Here is a 15,558-nt window from a genome sequence, read left to right as displayed (position 1 = left end):
GGAAGCCGGAAGCCTACCGCCTCCTCTTCCGCCTTAAGAAATTAACATACACGGAAAGCAAAGCAGCCGCTATAAAGCTGATCAACGTTACCTGGTTAATAAAAGCATCGCTGAAAGAACGGCCGGTAATTTTATTAGCGAAATAGGTAATAAACGAGCCCGGAAGATTGCGCTCCCCCATCTTCTCTTTTATCTGCCATTGCCAGTCGGTAATAGGGCAATACCCCATACCAAACCAGATGCCCAGTATAAACCAACTGAAGGCAGTGATCAGTATGAAAATAAAATGAAGTTTCCTGGTGGCGGGAAATATCCATCCGAATAAATTAAACCCGATAATGAGGAGATGTAATACTGTAAACAGTATATCCAGAAAAGGAAGCATCCATTAAGATTTAAGTACATGAATCTTTCCCCATGCATCATTAGTACTCCTCCTGCAAGATACCTCCTAATACGCACACCCCACCCCCAATTTGTCCAACCCACGCCTGAATATGCCGGCTTCGGGGGATTTTACGTAACCAATACTTTGTTTCGAAACATCTTTGCCCCATCAAATCACTCAAAACATAGATCATGAACGCAAAAAATACCGGCTGTCGTCACTTGTTTACTGCCGTCGCCTTCACCCTCAGCACCGCATTGCTGGGTGGCATACATTCCGCAAAAGCGCAAGACAATACCGGTACCCCTGTGGACAACGGGAGTAATAAAGTTCCCGCATCATTTGCACACATCAAACAGATCAGGGCAGGAGTATTGGACGTTGGCTATGCAGAAGCCGGGCCGGCAAATGGAACACCTGTAATTTTATTGCATGGCTGGCCGTATGATATACACAGTTATACCGAAGTGTCGGCGCTGCTGGCGGACAAAGGGTACCGGGTGATTGTACCTTACCTGCGTGGCTATGGCACCACCCGCTTCCTCGATGCCGGGACATTACGCAACGGACAACAGTCGGCCCTGGCAGTAGATGTGATCGACCTCATGAATGCGCTGAAGATTAAGCAAGCTATCATTGGCGGTTTCGACTGGGGAGCCCGTACTGCCAATATCGTAGCGGCCCTGTGGCCCGAACGCGTTACAGCGCTGGTGAGTGTGAGCGGTTACCTGATCGGCAGCCAGGCGGTGAACAGGTCGCCGCTGGCGCCCAAAGCAGAACTATCCTGGTGGTACCAGTTTTACTTTGCTACGGAGCGTGGCCGTCTGGGCTACGAGACGAATCGTCGCGAGTTTGCCAAACTCATCTGGCAAACAGCCTCCCCGCAGTGGCATTTCGATGATGCTGCATTCGAACAGTCTGCCCCTGCTTTTGACAACAGCGATCATGTGGCCATCGTGATCCACAATTACCGCTGGCGCCTTGGCCTGGCTGAAGGCGAAGCTAAATATGATAGCCTGGAAAAGAGGCTGGCTGCGGCACCCGTAATTTCCGTACCTGCCATAACGCTGGAAGGAGATGCTAACGGCGCTCCGCACCCTGCCCCATCAGCCTATGCAGGAAAGTTTACCGGTAAGTATAGGCATTATACCCTCACTGGCGGCATTGGTCATAACCTTCCGCAGGAAGCGCCGAAAACTTTTGCCGACGCCATTGTGGAAGCAGCCGGTTATGCCAGGTGATAACAGGATTATGCTCACAATTCCTGTATCTGGCGGATCATCTGGTTGGTGAACCCCCATTCATTGTCGTACCAGGCCATCACCTTCACCAGGTCCCCGTCCACCACCCGGGTCATTTCAAGATCAACTACAGCAGCATAGGAACTTTGAATGATATCGGAAGATACCAACTGTTCCTCACTGACTGCAATGACTTTTTTATAGCGGTCAGTTTGCGCTTCCTCTTTCAGAATGTTGTTGATCTCTTCCGGCGTGGTGGGCTTTTCAGCAATGAAGGTAACATCGGAAATAGAGCCTACCATCACCGGCACCCGGATAGCCACGCCATCAAATTTTCCGTCATATTGCGGTAAGGCTTTCGTCGTGGCAATGGCGGCGCCGGTAGAAGCAGGCGCCAGGTTCATACCGGCAGCGCGGCCCATTCTGGGCTCGCGTTTGGAAGGCGCATCTACTAAAGTCTGGGAAGCAGTATAGGCATGTACGGTATTGAGGATGGCTTTTTTGATGCCGATGCGGCGACCGAGGATCTCAATGAGTGGACTGATGTTGTTGGTAGTGCAACTGGCGCAGGAAAAGATATGGGTACGCCCGTCTTCGGTATTCACCCCATGCACCACTGTTGGCACGTCCTTGCTTTTGGTAGGGCCCGACATGACCACTGTGTTGGCGCCGGCCAGAATATGTTTATCCGCATCTTCTTTTTTTGTGAACAGGCCGGTGCTTTCAATCACTACCTCCACCTGCAATGCTTTCCAGGGCAGGTCTTTCGGATCCCTCACCGACAAATATTTGATTTTTTTACCATCAACAACCAGTGTATCACCCTCAATGGCTACCGTTTTTTCATAACGGCGATATACGGTATCGGATTTCAACAGGTAAGCTGCATTCTCTATATCCATCAGGTCATTCACGGCTACTACTTCCAGGTCAGGAGTTTCCAGGATGATCTTCAGGGAAGCCCGGCCAATTCTTCCAAAGCCATTGATGGCAATTTTCTTCATGGTATTCAATTTTTTAAATGTGAGTAAATCAGGCCTGCCACCAACAGGTGTTAGTTACAGGCAGTCTTATACACAACCATTTTTGAACCACAATTGTTTAATTTACATGCCAATCCCCCTGTAGAAAAAAGCCTACGATTCTTATTCACCATAGTTTTAATACCTGTAAAAGTCCGGAACATTACAGCACTGCCAGCATACCATTTGAGTAATTCATCATTTCACAAAATCCTCCATGCACAACTGGTTATTGCAAAAAGCTGCCGCTTTATGGCCGGTGCTGATCGCTTCGGAAACCTGGTGATAGCCCGGATGAGAAAGATCACCGCAGGCAAATACACCGGGCACGGAAGTCTGCATGCCGGCATCCGTCAGCACCGACCCACTCTTACTCATTTCACAGCCAAGCATGCCGGCCAGTTCATTGTTAAACTGTACACGCACCGGTTTGGAATAAGCAACCGGTCCGGAGACTACTTGTCCATCGGCCAGCCACGCCACTACTTCACCCTCCTGTTCAATCACCCGTACAACAGGGGTTTCAACAAGCTTCCATCCTCTTTGCAGTAGTTGCTCTTTTTTAGCAGTGTCTTCTATAGCCGAACCATGCAGCAAAAAGGTGAGTTGGCTATTCCATTGACTGATGGTCATGGCCACCTCCCAGGCAATAGCTCCTTTCACCAGTACAAGCGCCGGCTGGTCCCTGGCCTCCCAGCCATGGCAGTAAATACAATGAAACACTTTGTTGCCCCACAATTCAATCAACCCTTCAATGGGCAGCAGATGATCTGTAACGCCGGTGGCTAATATAACCTTGCGTACTTCGACGGTATCATGTTCGTCTACAGTCAACCGGTAACCTGCTCCGGAAATGGATATCTCCGTCACTGGCTGTTGTGAGTACCTTACATGCGGAAACTGTTGCAACTGTTGTTGTGCCAGGGAACGTAACGCATCAGGAGAAGTCCCGTCATGAGCCGAGAAATTATGCGACCGGCTGGCAGCTTTGTTGCGCGGATTACCAGTATCGAATACGATCGTACTGCGTTTACTTCTGCCAAGCGTATGCGCCGCCGCCAGGCCGGCATGGCTGCCGCCCACGACAGCTACTTCATAATCAAAAACTTCCATCACTGACGATTTAATTGAACTGTTCTTGTAAAAATAAAATTACAACTCAGTTGCATTCAATGCAAATTCCCCTATCTTTGTTTGCATGTATCGCACAAGGCATGCACATACCAGGCAACTGATCGCACTGCTGCTCATGGCAGTGATGTTGTTGGTGCATATCACCAAAGTGCTGCATACACACGCTTCGAACAGCCACGGACCGCTTTGCAAACAAGAAAATGTTATTAGCCAAAACGGTCCCATCCATTGCGCCTGTACGATCTGCGAATTCCAGCTCGCCAAAGACACACCATTCACCGGCGAAATACAACTGGTAATAGCGCCTGTACACATTGCTCCCACTTACAGCAGGCTGCTTACTTCCATCAATCCCGATCGCTTATTCATTATTGAGGTCAGAGGCCCACCCAGCGCATAAGACCGGACACACTGCGCAATACCGTTCTTTGCCTGGCCCTGTAAATCCATGCAGGCAATGTCTGCCATGTATGTCCCCTGTTAACGTTCACCCGCTCGCATGACCGCAGGCGGCATTTACAACATCCTTTTACTTCCCTTTTCATTCAGCCGGAGCACGCCACGCTCCGTATACCGCATTGCTGTTTAGGCACGAGGTACCCGTGCTGCTATAGCAACAGAGGAAATTGCCGAACACCTCTTTCAAAATAGTAGGCATTAACAGTTAAACATTTTCACTATGGAAATCATCAACAAGGATGCACTCATTGCTTCCCTTATCGAAAAAAGAGAATGGACCGGGACCGGCACACATTGCTGCGGCGGCAGCCATTGCTGCGGCACCCAGGATTAATGGTTAGTCTGTCGTAAAAAAACAGCGGAGGCATTGACCTCCGCTGTTTATACACTTAAAACTTTACTGCCATGAGCGCTACCACGCTTACTGAACTTTTACAATACAGGAATGAAGATGTACTATCCCGCTTTACCGACCTGTTTGAAGTAACGGAGGCCGAAGCGGAAGACATATTCACGGAAACAAAGAAATTCCTCTTCATCTGCCGGCAGCCGGGCGTATTCATCCCGGATGAATTGCTGATCGTGGATGAGATGTGGCACAACTTCATCCTGTTCACCAAAGAGTACCAGGACTTTTGCGCTTTTTATTTCGGAGGCTACCTGCACCACACGCCTTCTTCCAAAGCCGCCAAAACAAAGCACCGGCAGGAACTGGCCGCCGATGCAGCCGCCGCAAGGAAAGCATTCCATGATCAACTGGCCACGTTCATGTCCATCACGTACGACCAACTGGGCCGCGATACCGTGGTCAAGTGGTTTCAGCAATATCCCGCACAATACAGTAAACAAACCATCAAAAACCTTCGAAAAAACTGACATGAGCATCTTTCCCAAACGCACCGTTGCCGGCAGTGCCGTCACCATCCACTGGAACCTCACCCTTCCGCCCGCGATGGAATCGGCTGTATGCCCGTACGTGCGTATTGGCATCCACACGCCCGATGGGAAAACGTATATGCTTTTTGAAGAACCTGTGCTGCTATTGCCCTCCACGGCGGCTCCTGCCCCACCCGGTCTGCAGCAAAGCGGTACGTATCAATACCTCAACAAGCACACGCCCTTGTTGGTACTGGCCTCCTACCTCGCCGGAAAACAACCACGCGGGAAGCTCGTGGAAATACTGACCAATATTCAGAACGGCCGGCACTATTACTTTACCTGGTCCGTTCCGCCCGGCGCTCCGCCCGGCAAATACACCCTGCTGTCGGAAATGTACCTCAACGGATCGCTCAAACATTCAGGTACAGCCGCAGAAGACTTCTTCTATGTAGAACAACTCGACATCACCACCTATTCCGCGGGTGAGGTGAATATCCACAATCCTGGCGCAGAACCTGTGCCGGCCAAACTCATTACCTATGCCGCAGGCCAACATCAGCGGCCCGAAAACCTCGAAGTATTTTATATCGCCCCTGGCGACAGCCATGCTGTAAACACCGCCGGCAAAAGCATATTCCTCGTGTACAACGAAGAAAGGATCACGATTCCCCTGCATGCCTGGCAGCAGCCGCGTTCACTACGCAACCAGCAATACCACGCCTTACACAAGGAAGAAACCGGAGAACCGGTAACCTATGTATTGCCCCATGAAGGAGAAGAAGCCTGGCGGCTCACCGGTCCGCAACGGGCAATATGGGAAGCGGCAGACGGAATGACCAGCGCCATACAACTGCGCGAAACAGACAACAACAGCTATGATGAAATGATCGCCCATGGGCTAATCACCGAAATACGATGAACAAACTATATTACATATTACCCATGCTGGTTGGCGTATTGTTATGGCACAACAGTCAGGCGCAATCACCGGCAACCAATACAACCGCCACATCCGCCCGGCAGGACACGCTGAAAAAGCCTGCTACCGAATTAAAGTCTGTACAGGTGAGCACCACCTCCGCCGGCAGCCTGCAGCAATCCAACCGCGCCGTCACCGTGATCGACGCAAAGAAATATTACAACAGGCCAGCCACCACGCTCAATCTTATCAATCAAAGCCCCGGTGTACGGGTGCGCCAGGATGGCGGCCTTGGCAGCAAGGCCGACTTCTCCATCAATGGCATTAGCGGCCGGCAGGTGAAGTTCTTTATCAACGGCATTCCCGCCGACTTCCTCGGCGCCGGTAACCGCCTCAATATTTTCCCGGTCAACGCCATTGACCGTATTGAAGTATACAAAGGCGTAGTACCCATCGAACTGGGCAGCGATGCCCTCGGGGGCGCCATCAACATCGTTACCCGTCAGCAACTCAGCAACTATACCGATGCCTCCTACAGCATCGGCTCGTTCAACACCCACAAGGCAGCCGTGAATACCTACCAAGGCCTGGGTGATCACTTCTTCCTGCAGGCAGGTGGCTTCTACAATTACAGCGACAACAACTACACCATCACCGCCGATGTGCCCGATCAACTGGGCAATCCAAAACCTCAAAAGGTAAAACGCTTTCACGACCGCTACCGCGATTACCAGCTCAATGCCGAAGTTGGTATCCTGAAAAAGAACTGGGCCGACCTGTTCAGCATCCATGCATCGTACTATGGCATGGACAAAGACGTGCAGCACAACCTGGTGATGATGGAACCCTACGGCGCCGTGATCCGCAACGAACACACCTGGAATGCCGGTATACGCTATGTAAAACAACAGGTACTGCCACGGCTCAATTTGTCCTTCTATGGCAATGCAGGTCAGATCAAAGAACACTTCCTCGATACCTCGTATAATGCGTATACCTGGGATGGAAAAGTATATGAAAGAAGGATCGCTTATGGAGAAATAGCCAGTTCGCGCACCGATCTGCTGTTCACCACCTGCAACCTCGTAGGCAGGCTGCAACTGGATTATGCGGCCGACAGCAACAATAAATTCAGCTTCTCGCTCACCAGCACGTATTTTACCCGCAAGGGAAAAGATACCATTGCGGAAAAATATTACGGGCAGGACTTTTACGGCCACACCGTAAAGATGCAAAAGAATACGGCCGGACTGGCCTGGCAACATCAGTTCGCACCACACCTCACCAGCACTACCTCCCTCAAATATTACTGGTACCACGCAACGGGGTTTACGATCGACAACATGGTGTTCAATCCCGCCGGACAGTCGAAACAACAATTTGGCATAAGCGAAGCACTGAAATACCTTTTGAACAGGAACTTACTTTTTAAACTATCCTACGAATATGCCAGCAGGCTACCGGATGAGATGGAGGTGTTTGGCGATTTTAGTCTGGTAAGGGCCAACCCTTCCATCCAACCGGAAAACAGCCACAACCTCAACCTCATGGCGAAGTATACCCGGCCGGCTTTCACAGCCGGGCTCACCGGTTTCTTCCGGCTTACCGACAACATCATTTTCCTGCAGGCCTCGCCGCGCAGTTCACAATACCGCAACCTGCTCAAAGCCCTGTCGGCCGGTATCGAAGCAGAAGCCAGTTACCAGTTCACCCCTTCACTATCCCTATGGGGTAATGGCACTTTCCAGCACATCATCAACAAATCTGATAAAGAGAATACGGGCAATATTGATGACCGCTATTATAACCGGCGCCTGCCCAATAAACCTTTTCTGTTTGCCAATGGCGAACTCCAATGGACACGCCGCAACCTGTTCAGTAAACAACATACCCTGCAGTGCTGGTATGGCATCAACTACGTGAACTGGTTTTACCTCTACTGGTCGAACGACGGGCGGGGCGATACCAAAGCCGTCATCCCTACGCAATTCGTGCAGCAGGCCGGCATCAGCTATGCACTCGCCGGCAACAGGGCAGCGCTGAGTTTCGAAGTGCACAACCTCGGCAATGCACGGGTGTACGACAATTTCAACGTGCAGTTGCCCGGCCGCGCCTGGACCCTCAAAGGCAGAATATTCATTGACCAATAAAAGCAACTCAAAAAATGAAACGTAACAGAACACTGGCAGCAACGCTCTCTCTTACCGGCATGATAGCCCTGGTGGCTGCGAGCGGTTGCAGCAAAGACAAGAACAACGGCGGCGAACCCGTTAACAAAGATGCCAACCAATACGCCATTGCATTGGTAGCCGGTACCGGCAGCGCCAGGACCACTTATATCCAGGGGTTGGCGAATTTCGACACCGCCTCGCTGGACAATGGCAACGCCACCGAGCTCACCGGCAATGGTCGCATGCTGGTGTACAACGGTGCTGCCTATGCCAGCGTGTATAACTCGCCTGCTACCATGACAAAGTATTCCTTTGATAAAAGCGGCAAGGCTACCAAAGTGGGAGAACTGGTAGTGCCCGGCGCCAAAACCTACAGCACCGTTGAATTTGTAAGCCCTGCCGAAGCCTATGCCTCCGTGGCAGGCGGCCTGGCCAAGGTGATCAAATTCAATCCCACCACGATGGAACGCACAGGAGAGATCGACCTGTCCTCCATCCTGCGTGCAGAAGCGCCTGTGATGTATTACCTCGGCATGAAAGCCCGCGACGGCAAACTGTTCATGGGCGTATTCTATGAAGGCGCCGGCTTCGTGGAGAAATACAATGACACTGCCTACGTGGCCGTGATCGACCTTGCCACCGCCAAACTGGAAAAACTGATCAAAGACTACCGCACCGGCAGCGTGTTCGACGCATACAACTCCTTTGCCATCGACAAGAATGGTGATATCTATGTAGCGGGCCTCGGTTATACCAACCGCCCCAGCGGCATCCTGCGCATCAAAAAAGGACAAGCTGATTTTGATCCTTCCTGGTTCTTCGACCTGGATGCTGCCACCGGTTACAAATGCCGTGGCGTATCACTGTTCGACAATGGCCTGGCCTTCACCCTCGCCCTCGTGAAACCCGGCGACTCTTATGAGATCAATGGCCCGTCACACAGCTTTTACAAGCTCGATGTGGTACAGAAGACCAGCGCCGGCAAACTGGGCAACCTGCCCGATGTGTACGGCTCCAATGGCGCCACCATGCGTCGCTACGGCAATGACCAGCTCGTCTTTGCCCTGGCCAACAAAACAGAGAACAGCCTGTACAGCTATCAGCTTGCCAATGGCAACGTGAGCAAGAAGGTTACCCTCACCGGAGGCCCCTGCAGCGGCTTCGACAAACTACTACAGTAATCATGACCAGCAACCTGCTATCTATAGCCATGAAAGAACTGACCACCGTGTACCGCAGCAAGGTGATCCTGCTGATCGCAGGCATCATCGTGCTGCTCCTCGGGGTGGCAGCCTGGGGCGGCTATCGCAATTACCATACGGCAAAAGACATACGGGAAGAAGCGAAGCAAGAAAAGCGGGAACAATGGCTGCACCAGGACCCCAAACACCCGCACATCGCGGCGCACTTTGGCACCTTTGCCTACAAACCCAAAACCTGGTTCAGCATGTTCGATGCAGGCCTCGACAGCTATGCAGGCGCTTATGCCTACCTGGAACCTCACCGGCAAAATGATTTCGTATTTAAACCGGCCGAAGGCTATGGCGCCAGTATTCGCTTTGGCCAGCTATCGGTAGCCCTCGTACTGCAACTGCTGGCGCCCCTGCTCATCATTTTCATGGGCTTTGCCTCCATTACGCAGGAAAGGGACCAGGGCACCCTCAAGCTGCTGCTGAGCAGCGGCGTACCCTTCACCACCATTGCCGCCGGTAAAGTACTGGGACAATTCCTGGCCCTGCTGCTGCTCCTGCTGCCCGCCTTGCTCATTACCGGTCTTTTCTATGCAGGCATGGCGCCCGGCGCCGGCAGTGACTGGAGCTGGCGCGCCTTGCTGCTGCTGGTCGTGTATAGCAGTTACTTCGGGCTGTTCACCCTACTCACCGTGTTCATATCCGCCATCAGCAAAACCAGCGGCAACGCCCTGCTCACCCTCCTGACCATCTGGATCGCAGGCTGCATCATTTTACCTAAAACCGCTGCCAACATGGGCAGCGACCGTTACCCGCTGCCTTCCCAATATGCTTTCCGGGAAGCTATTCAGCAAGACATAACACAGGGCATCAATGGCCACAACACCAAAGATGAACGCGCCCGGGAACTGGAAGCCAAACTGCTGCAGCAATACCAGGTGAAAAACGTGAGCGAACTGCCCTTCAATTTCGAAGGCTACATCATGCAGGCAGGCGAAGCATACAGCAGCATGGTATACGATAAACATTTTCATCAACTGCAGCAAACCCTGTTGCAGCAGGACCGCTTCTGTCGCCTTGCCGGCATGGCCGATCCTTACCTCGCCGTGCAGGGCCTTTCCATGGGGCTGGCGGCTACCGACCTCTATACGCATATCGACTTCCAGCAAAAGACGGAAGCCTACCGCCGCCATTTTGTACAACAGATGAATGAAGACATGATGCACCATTCCAGGCTGGGCGACTGGGATTATAAAGCCTCGCAGGCGCTCTATGCATCGGTGCCGGATTTTCAATACCAACTGTTGCCCCTGCGGCAGGTAATACAGCTTTACCGTAAAGAGCTGTTATCACTGGCAGTACTGCTGGTGCTTTCCTGCGGGCTCTTTTACCTGGTACTTAAACGAATCCCCCTCATCACCCAGTTATGAAAACATTCCTTCTTATAGGCGCGCGCGAATGGAAAATGCTCACCAGGAACTACGGTCAGGGGGTGATCATGGCCGTATTCGTATGCGCGGCCCTGTATGCCATTCATTACGGCAATGCGGTCATCGACCGGCAGGAAGACACGGTGCAATACATCCGCCGGCAAAATGCCCTCGATCAACAGCAACTAATAAAAGGACTGGCAGCCGATACCAGCACAGCCGCCGGCCTGGCCGCCTGGGAAAAAGCCGCCTACCCTTCCAAAGTGCGCTTCTTCCTCAACTACTACGCCATCGACGAGCCCGCACCCATGTCCCGGCTGTCTATCGGCCAGCGCGATGTGAATGCCTTTTACCTCCCGCTCAATGCACAGAACCTGTACCTGCAACTCTTCCGGTCGGAGATCGCCAATCCACGTAAACTGCTGGCCGGGAATTTTGACCTGTCGTTCGTCATCATCTACCTGCTGCCCCTCCTCATCATCAGCTTTACCTACAACCTGCTGTCGGATGAAGCGGAAAAAGGCACGTTGCCCATGCTGCGCATACAACCCATTCCCCTGCACCACATCATCCTGAGCAAAGCATTATTCTGGTTGGGCATCACCACCTCCCTGCTGTTTTTCATAACAGGCATAGCCTTCGTGTGGAGCGGCACACCGGTCAGCGCTGCTTCCTCCATGGGGTGGTGGCTGCTCATCACCTGGTCGTACACCGTCTGCTGGTTTGCGTTGTTGCTGCTCGTGAATGCATTCCGGCGCAGCAGCGCGTTCAACGCGCTGTGCAGCCTGGGCGTATGGCTTTTGTTCCTGGTAGTGATACCAGCCTTGCTCAACCTTAGCTTCACCAATGAAAAGCAGGCCGACCCGACGAAGCTCACCGACTTTATTCGCCGCCAGCAGGGACTGGGCGAATCGAAGCAGGAGAAACTGGAAGTACTGGAACGCTTTTACAAGCTTTATCCCCAATACAAGCATACAGATACCGCTGCCGCGGCCCGCTTCTTCGAATTCCAGGCCTACTCGGCGTATGTCACCCTCACCGATGCTGCCGCCAAACCTTCGGTAGATGCCTATTACCAACAGGTGTGGGACCGCCATCAAAAAATAACAGCCTTTAACCTCGTCAATCCTGCTGCCAATACGCAGAACCTGCTGAATATACTGGCGCATAGCGGACTGGAAGATGCCTTCACCTTCCGGCAATCCATAACTGCCTTTCACGGGCAGCTATGCCATTTCAGCTTTGAACCGCTCTTTGCCGGCAGATTGATGACAAAGGCCGACTTCCATCACATCCCCGTTTTCAAACCCTCCCCGCCCTTGCAGGCCACCGGCGCTTTATTCAAAGGATTGGGGTGGCTGTGGCTGCTGACGGCCATCACGGTCACCGTGGCTTACTACCGGCTCCGGTATAGATTAAATGCACAACCATGAAAATACCTTATTCATTCATCCTGGTCATGCTGCTCACCGCAGCTATCCCCGCTACCGGACTGGCGCAACCGGCGCCTGCCACAAAGGACACCCTGGTATTTCCCCGCACCGATTCGATGCGGCAGGTGATCGTTAGCGCCACTAAAAACATGCTACAGGTGGAGAATGGCCGCATCGTCATGAATCTTACCAACAGCGCCCTCACCACCGGCGCATCGGTATTCGACCTGCTGAAGAAAATGCCGGGTGTAAGCGTAAGCCAGGATGACAACATCAGCCTGCGCGGAACGGAAGGCGTGAACGTACTGATCGATGGAAAAATGAATTACCTCTCCGGCAAGCAACTGGCCGACTTCCTGAAAGGATTGAGCGGCGACAATATTGCGAAGATAGAACTGATCACTGCACCCACGGCCGAGTTCGATGCCGCCGGCAATGCCGGCATCATCAACATCGTTACCCGCAAACGCACCATTCGCGGCTACGCTATCGACCTGCGCTCGGCCGTTACACGAGGCAGCACCTGGATGACGAATCAAAATATCAGCGCCACGCTCAACACGCGCGCGTTCAGCCTCTACGGCTCCTTCGATTATAATACCCCCAACCGCAAAGTGATCAGCACCAGCGGCAATACCGTGCATGATAACGGCAACACCTACCGGCTGGACAGGGAAAGCATCAGTCACTATCTTATAAAATTCTATACCTGGCGCGCGGGGGCCGACTGGCGCCTCAGCGATCGTCACCAACTCAGCGCCCATTACCATGGGTACTTCGATGACTTTGCAGCGCCCAAAGATGCCATCGTGCGCCGTTATAGCGACGGACATCAGCTCCACTCCGCCATCAGCACGTTCAACAACATCATCGAGCCCTACCACTACGATGCCGGCAACGTAGCCTGGACCTGGAACATCGATACCACCGGCAAAAAACTGACCACAGAAGGCCACTATATCAGTTATCGCAACTTGTCGGACGCACTAATGACCAGCGTAACCACCGATGGTACTACCAGTGCCGTTATAGACGAAAATGCCCTGCGCTCTCACCAGCCCGGCTATATCACCATCCGCTCGGCCAAGACAGATCTCGAATGGCCACACCAGGGCATCCTGTGGAAGGCAGGACTTAAATATGCGTATGTAACCAATGACAACAACTATCGCTTCGACTCATTGATCGGCGGCTCGTACAAAGAGGCAGTTACCATGTCGAACCATTTCCTATACGACGAGCGCATATCAGCGGCCTATGTATCTGTCGCAAAGAAATTCAAACGAACCAGTATCCTCGCGGGCCTGCGGATAGAGCATACCGATGCCAAAGGCTATACCGTTAAAAACGGCTTTACCAACCGGTGGGAATACAGCAGCTTCTTCCCCAGCCTGTCGGTAGACCATGAGCTGAAACAACACAAGCTCAACCTCTCCGTCAGCCGGCGCATCAACCGGCCTACGTACGCCGACCTCAACCCCGTACGCTGGTACACCGATCAATACTTTTACTATTCAGGTAATCCGGCCCTGGTGCCGGAAATGGCCTGGCTGCTGTCGGCAGCCTTGACCATCCACCGTAAATACATCCTCACAGCTACCTATGCCCTGCGCGACAACTATATGACCAAAAGGCTGCTCATCGACTCCGCCGCCAATGCGATTAAAAGTGTGACGGCCAACTTCCGCAATATGCAACGCTTCGATCTGCTGTTCTCGGCCCCCTTCAACGTAGGCCCGTGGAGCATGCAGCTATCGGCCGGCGCCAATTATTCCCGTTATCCTTTTCCACAGATAGGAGGCGATGCTACCGCTTCCCGCTGGGCCTTCAATGCACAGGCCCAGCAGCAGCTCAGGCTGCCGGCCGGCTTCCGTCTCGAAGTAGCCACCTTCTTTTATTCGCGTGAGCTCTGGGGCATTTACCTCAAGGAACCCTTGTTCTTTGCGGATGCCGGCGTACGCAAATCCATGATGAAAGACAAGCTCACGGTACAACTCAACTTCATGGATTGCCTGCGCACCTACCACCTGCGCGGCGCCTCCCTCACCAACACCACCGACTACCGGTACAACGACCGGCCGGAAGCCCACCGCCTCAGTCTGAGCATACGCTACCATATTGGCGGCAAACTCATTCCCAAAAGAGCCAATAGTATAGAAGAGCAGGAAAGACTATAACATTTAAAAAAGACTTGAGTACTATGCTACACTTAATGAACATCTTAAAGAAATGCCAGCAACTTGTAACTATGATATGGCTGTTGAACTGGTCCACTTTAGCAGCCTTTGGCCGGCAGACGCCCTTTATACTGGAAGGACACCAGGTGGCTGCGGGGACAAAAGCCTCCTTTGACCTGCCTGTTGTTGCTCCTTCGAAAGACAGTACTTATATCCCCGTTACCATTGTACATGGCAAAAACCCTGGTCCTGTGATCGGCTTAATAGCCGGTATCCATGGATTCGAGTATCCACCGATCATAGCCATGCAGCAGATGGCCCGTGAACTTCACCCGGATTCGTTGCGTGGAACAGTTATCATTGTACATATAGCGAATGTAAAGGCGTTCTTTGGCCGGTCGGTGTATTATAATCCTGTTGACGGCAAAAACCTTAACCGTGAATTTCCCGGCAATAAGAACGGCAGCCTCACCCAATGCATCGCCTGGGTATTATCACAGCAAATATTACCCAGGTGTAATTACCTGGTAGATATTCATGCCGGTGATGCGTCAGAAGATCTGCACGATTATGTAGGGTATTATGCCTTGGGGGAACAGGCCGCTACCGCCAAACAGATGGCAGAGGCGTTGGGCTTTGACTGGATCATGAAATCTGAAGCCGGGTTTGTGAAAGGAGAACCTACTGTTTATTGTTCCAAAGAAGCAGTTGCACAGGGCATACCCACCGTTGCCATTGAATGCGGAAAGCTGGGAGGGGTTTCAACAGCAGAAATTAAAAAGATCAACGATGGCTTATTGAATGTAATGCGCAGCCTGCAATTGTTGCCAGGCACACCGGTAATGTCCAACAAGCCCCTGGAGATCACCAAACGCACTACCCTTAACAGTGAACACACCGGCATCTTTTACAGCCATTGCAAGAGTGGCCAGCTTATCCGTGCCGGCATGAAACTGGGCTATATCACCGATGTAAAAGGGAATTGGCTCACGGATATTTATTCACCGGTGGACGGCTTTATCGTTTATCAGATAGCCACGCCACCGGTTAATAAAGGAGAGATATTGTTCAACCTGGGTTCATTGTAAAACTATATAACATGGCCGGATAGATGC

13 protein-coding genes are annotated in these 15,558 nt (G+C 52.2%); 10 read left to right on the top strand and 3 right to left on the bottom strand.

Annotated features, from left to right (window positions below; translation table 11 throughout):
* Positions 1–13: 13 nt before the first annotated feature.
* Entirely contained in the window at positions 14–385 is a 372-nt protein-coding gene (locus HB364_RS15320; protein WP_167289102.1) for a DUF2784 domain-containing protein, read from the bottom strand.
* A 194-nt stretch (positions 386–579) separates the two neighbouring features.
* On the opposite strand from HB364_RS15320, the gene HB364_RS15315 reads away from it, so the two are divergent.
* Positions 580–1,629, top strand: a complete 1,050-nt coding sequence (locus HB364_RS15315; RefSeq protein ID WP_167289101.1) for an alpha/beta fold hydrolase — start codon at positions 580–582, stop codon at positions 1,627–1,629.
* A 14-nt stretch (positions 1,630–1,643) separates the two neighbouring features.
* Here the strand turns inward: HB364_RS15315 and gap are convergent, their stop codons facing one another.
* The gene (gene gap, locus HB364_RS15310) at positions 1,644–2,633 is read right to left on the bottom strand and encodes a type I glyceraldehyde-3-phosphate dehydrogenase (RefSeq protein WP_167289100.1); all 990 of its coding nucleotides are present in this window, start codon (positions 2,631–2,633) and stop codon (positions 1,644–1,646) included.
* A 216-nt stretch (positions 2,634–2,849) separates the two neighbouring features.
* A complete protein-coding gene (locus HB364_RS15305; protein WP_167289099.1) occupies positions 2,850–3,764 on the bottom strand; it encodes an NAD(P)/FAD-dependent oxidoreductase in 915 nt (304 codons plus the stop codon).
* Positions 3,765–3,849: 85 nt separating this feature from the next.
* Between HB364_RS15305 and HB364_RS15300 the strand changes: the two genes are divergently transcribed.
* The 9 genes from HB364_RS15300 to HB364_RS15260 all read left to right on the top strand — a co-directional run bounded on the left by HB364_RS15300 (position 3,850) and on the right by HB364_RS15260 (position 15,531).
* Positions 3,850–4,185 carry a hypothetical protein gene (locus HB364_RS15300; RefSeq protein WP_167289098.1) on the top strand — a complete coding sequence of 112 codons (336 nt, stop codon included), beginning with the start codon at positions 3,850–3,852 and terminating at the stop codon, positions 4,183–4,185.
* A gap of 464 nt (positions 4,186–4,649) precedes the next feature.
* Positions 4,650–5,120: a glycine-rich domain-containing protein gene (locus tag HB364_RS15295; RefSeq protein ID WP_167289097.1), complete on the top strand. Its 471-nt coding sequence runs from the start codon at positions 4,650–4,652 to the stop codon at positions 5,118–5,120.
* A gap of 1 nt (position 5,121) precedes the next feature.
* Complete coding sequence (locus HB364_RS15290) at positions 5,122–6,042, top strand: hypothetical protein (protein WP_167289096.1); 921 nt, start codon at positions 5,122–5,124, stop codon at positions 6,040–6,042.
* Complete coding sequence (locus HB364_RS15285) at positions 6,039–8,192, top strand: TonB-dependent receptor plug domain-containing protein (protein WP_167289095.1); 2,154 nt, start codon at positions 6,039–6,041, stop codon at positions 8,190–8,192. The genes HB364_RS15290 and HB364_RS15285 overlap by 4 nt, the downstream gene beginning before the upstream one ends.
* 14 nt (positions 8,193–8,206) lie before the next feature.
* Positions 8,207–9,394, top strand: a complete 1,188-nt coding sequence (locus HB364_RS15280) for a DUF4374 domain-containing protein (protein ID WP_167289094.1) — start codon at positions 8,207–8,209, stop codon at positions 9,392–9,394.
* A gap of 2 nt (positions 9,395–9,396) precedes the next feature.
* Positions 9,397–10,833 (top strand): DUF3526 domain-containing protein, encoded by a 1,437-nt coding sequence (locus tag HB364_RS15275; RefSeq protein WP_167289093.1) that lies wholly within the window; start codon positions 9,397–9,399, stop codon positions 10,831–10,833.
* Positions 10,830–12,266 (top strand): DUF3526 domain-containing protein, encoded by a 1,437-nt coding sequence (locus HB364_RS15270; RefSeq protein WP_167289092.1) that lies wholly within the window; start codon positions 10,830–10,832, stop codon positions 12,264–12,266. Before HB364_RS15275 ends, HB364_RS15270 begins: the two co-directional genes overlap by 4 nt.
* On the top strand, positions 12,263–14,443 hold the full coding sequence (locus HB364_RS15265; protein ID WP_167289090.1) for an outer membrane beta-barrel family protein: 2,181 nt from the start codon (positions 12,263–12,265) through the stop codon (positions 14,441–14,443). Before HB364_RS15270 ends, HB364_RS15265 begins: the two co-directional genes overlap by 4 nt.
* A 71-nt stretch (positions 14,444–14,514) precedes the next feature.
* Positions 14,515–15,531, top strand: coding sequence for a succinylglutamate desuccinylase/aspartoacylase family protein (locus tag HB364_RS15260; protein ID WP_167289088.1), 1,017 nt, complete (start codon positions 14,515–14,517; stop codon positions 15,529–15,531).
* Positions 15,532–15,558 lie beyond the last annotated feature (27 nt).

The sequence above is a fragment of the Paraflavitalea devenefica genome (assembly GCF_011759375.1).
Lineage (GTDB): Bacteria > Bacteroidota > Bacteroidia > Chitinophagales > Chitinophagaceae > Paraflavitalea > Paraflavitalea devenefica.
Note: the sequence above shows the minus strand (reverse complement) of the source record. Positions and strands in the feature narration are given on the sequence as shown.

Bases quoted from the DNA above. Each gene is read 5' to 3' on its own strand.
- gap (WP_167289100.1), bottom strand. From the start codon at position 2,633: ATGAAGAAAATTGCCATCAATGGCTTTGGAAGAATTGGCCGGGCTTCC.
- HB364_RS15320 (WP_167289102.1), bottom strand. From the start codon at position 385: ATGCTTCCTTTTCTGGATATACTGTTTACAGTATTACATCTCCTCATT.
- HB364_RS15295 (WP_167289097.1), top strand. From the start codon at position 4,650: ATGAGCGCTACCACGCTTACTGAACTTTTACAATACAGGAATGAAGAT.
- HB364_RS15300 (WP_167289098.1), top strand. From the start codon at position 3,850: ATGTATCGCACAAGGCATGCACATACCAGGCAACTGATCGCACTGCTG.
- HB364_RS15270 (WP_167289092.1), top strand. From the start codon at position 10,830: ATGAAAACATTCCTTCTTATAGGCGCGCGCGAATGGAAAATGCTCACC.
- HB364_RS15290 (WP_167289096.1), top strand. From the start codon at position 5,122: ATGAGCATCTTTCCCAAACGCACCGTTGCCGGCAGTGCCGTCACCATC.
- HB364_RS15275 (WP_167289093.1), top strand. From the start codon at position 9,397: ATGACCAGCAACCTGCTATCTATAGCCATGAAAGAACTGACCACCGTG.
- HB364_RS15315 (WP_167289101.1), top strand. From the start codon at position 580: ATGAACGCAAAAAATACCGGCTGTCGTCACTTGTTTACTGCCGTCGCC.
- HB364_RS15260 (WP_167289088.1), top strand. From the start codon at position 14,515: ATGATATGGCTGTTGAACTGGTCCACTTTAGCAGCCTTTGGCCGGCAG.
- HB364_RS15280 (WP_167289094.1), top strand. From the start codon at position 8,207: ATGAAACGTAACAGAACACTGGCAGCAACGCTCTCTCTTACCGGCATG.
- HB364_RS15305 (WP_167289099.1), bottom strand. From the start codon at position 3,764: ATGGAAGTTTTTGATTATGAAGTAGCTGTCGTGGGCGGCAGCCATGCC.
- HB364_RS15285 (WP_167289095.1), top strand. From the start codon at position 6,039: ATGAACAAACTATATTACATATTACCCATGCTGGTTGGCGTATTGTTA.
- HB364_RS15265 (WP_167289090.1), top strand. From the start codon at position 12,263: ATGAAAATACCTTATTCATTCATCCTGGTCATGCTGCTCACCGCAGCT.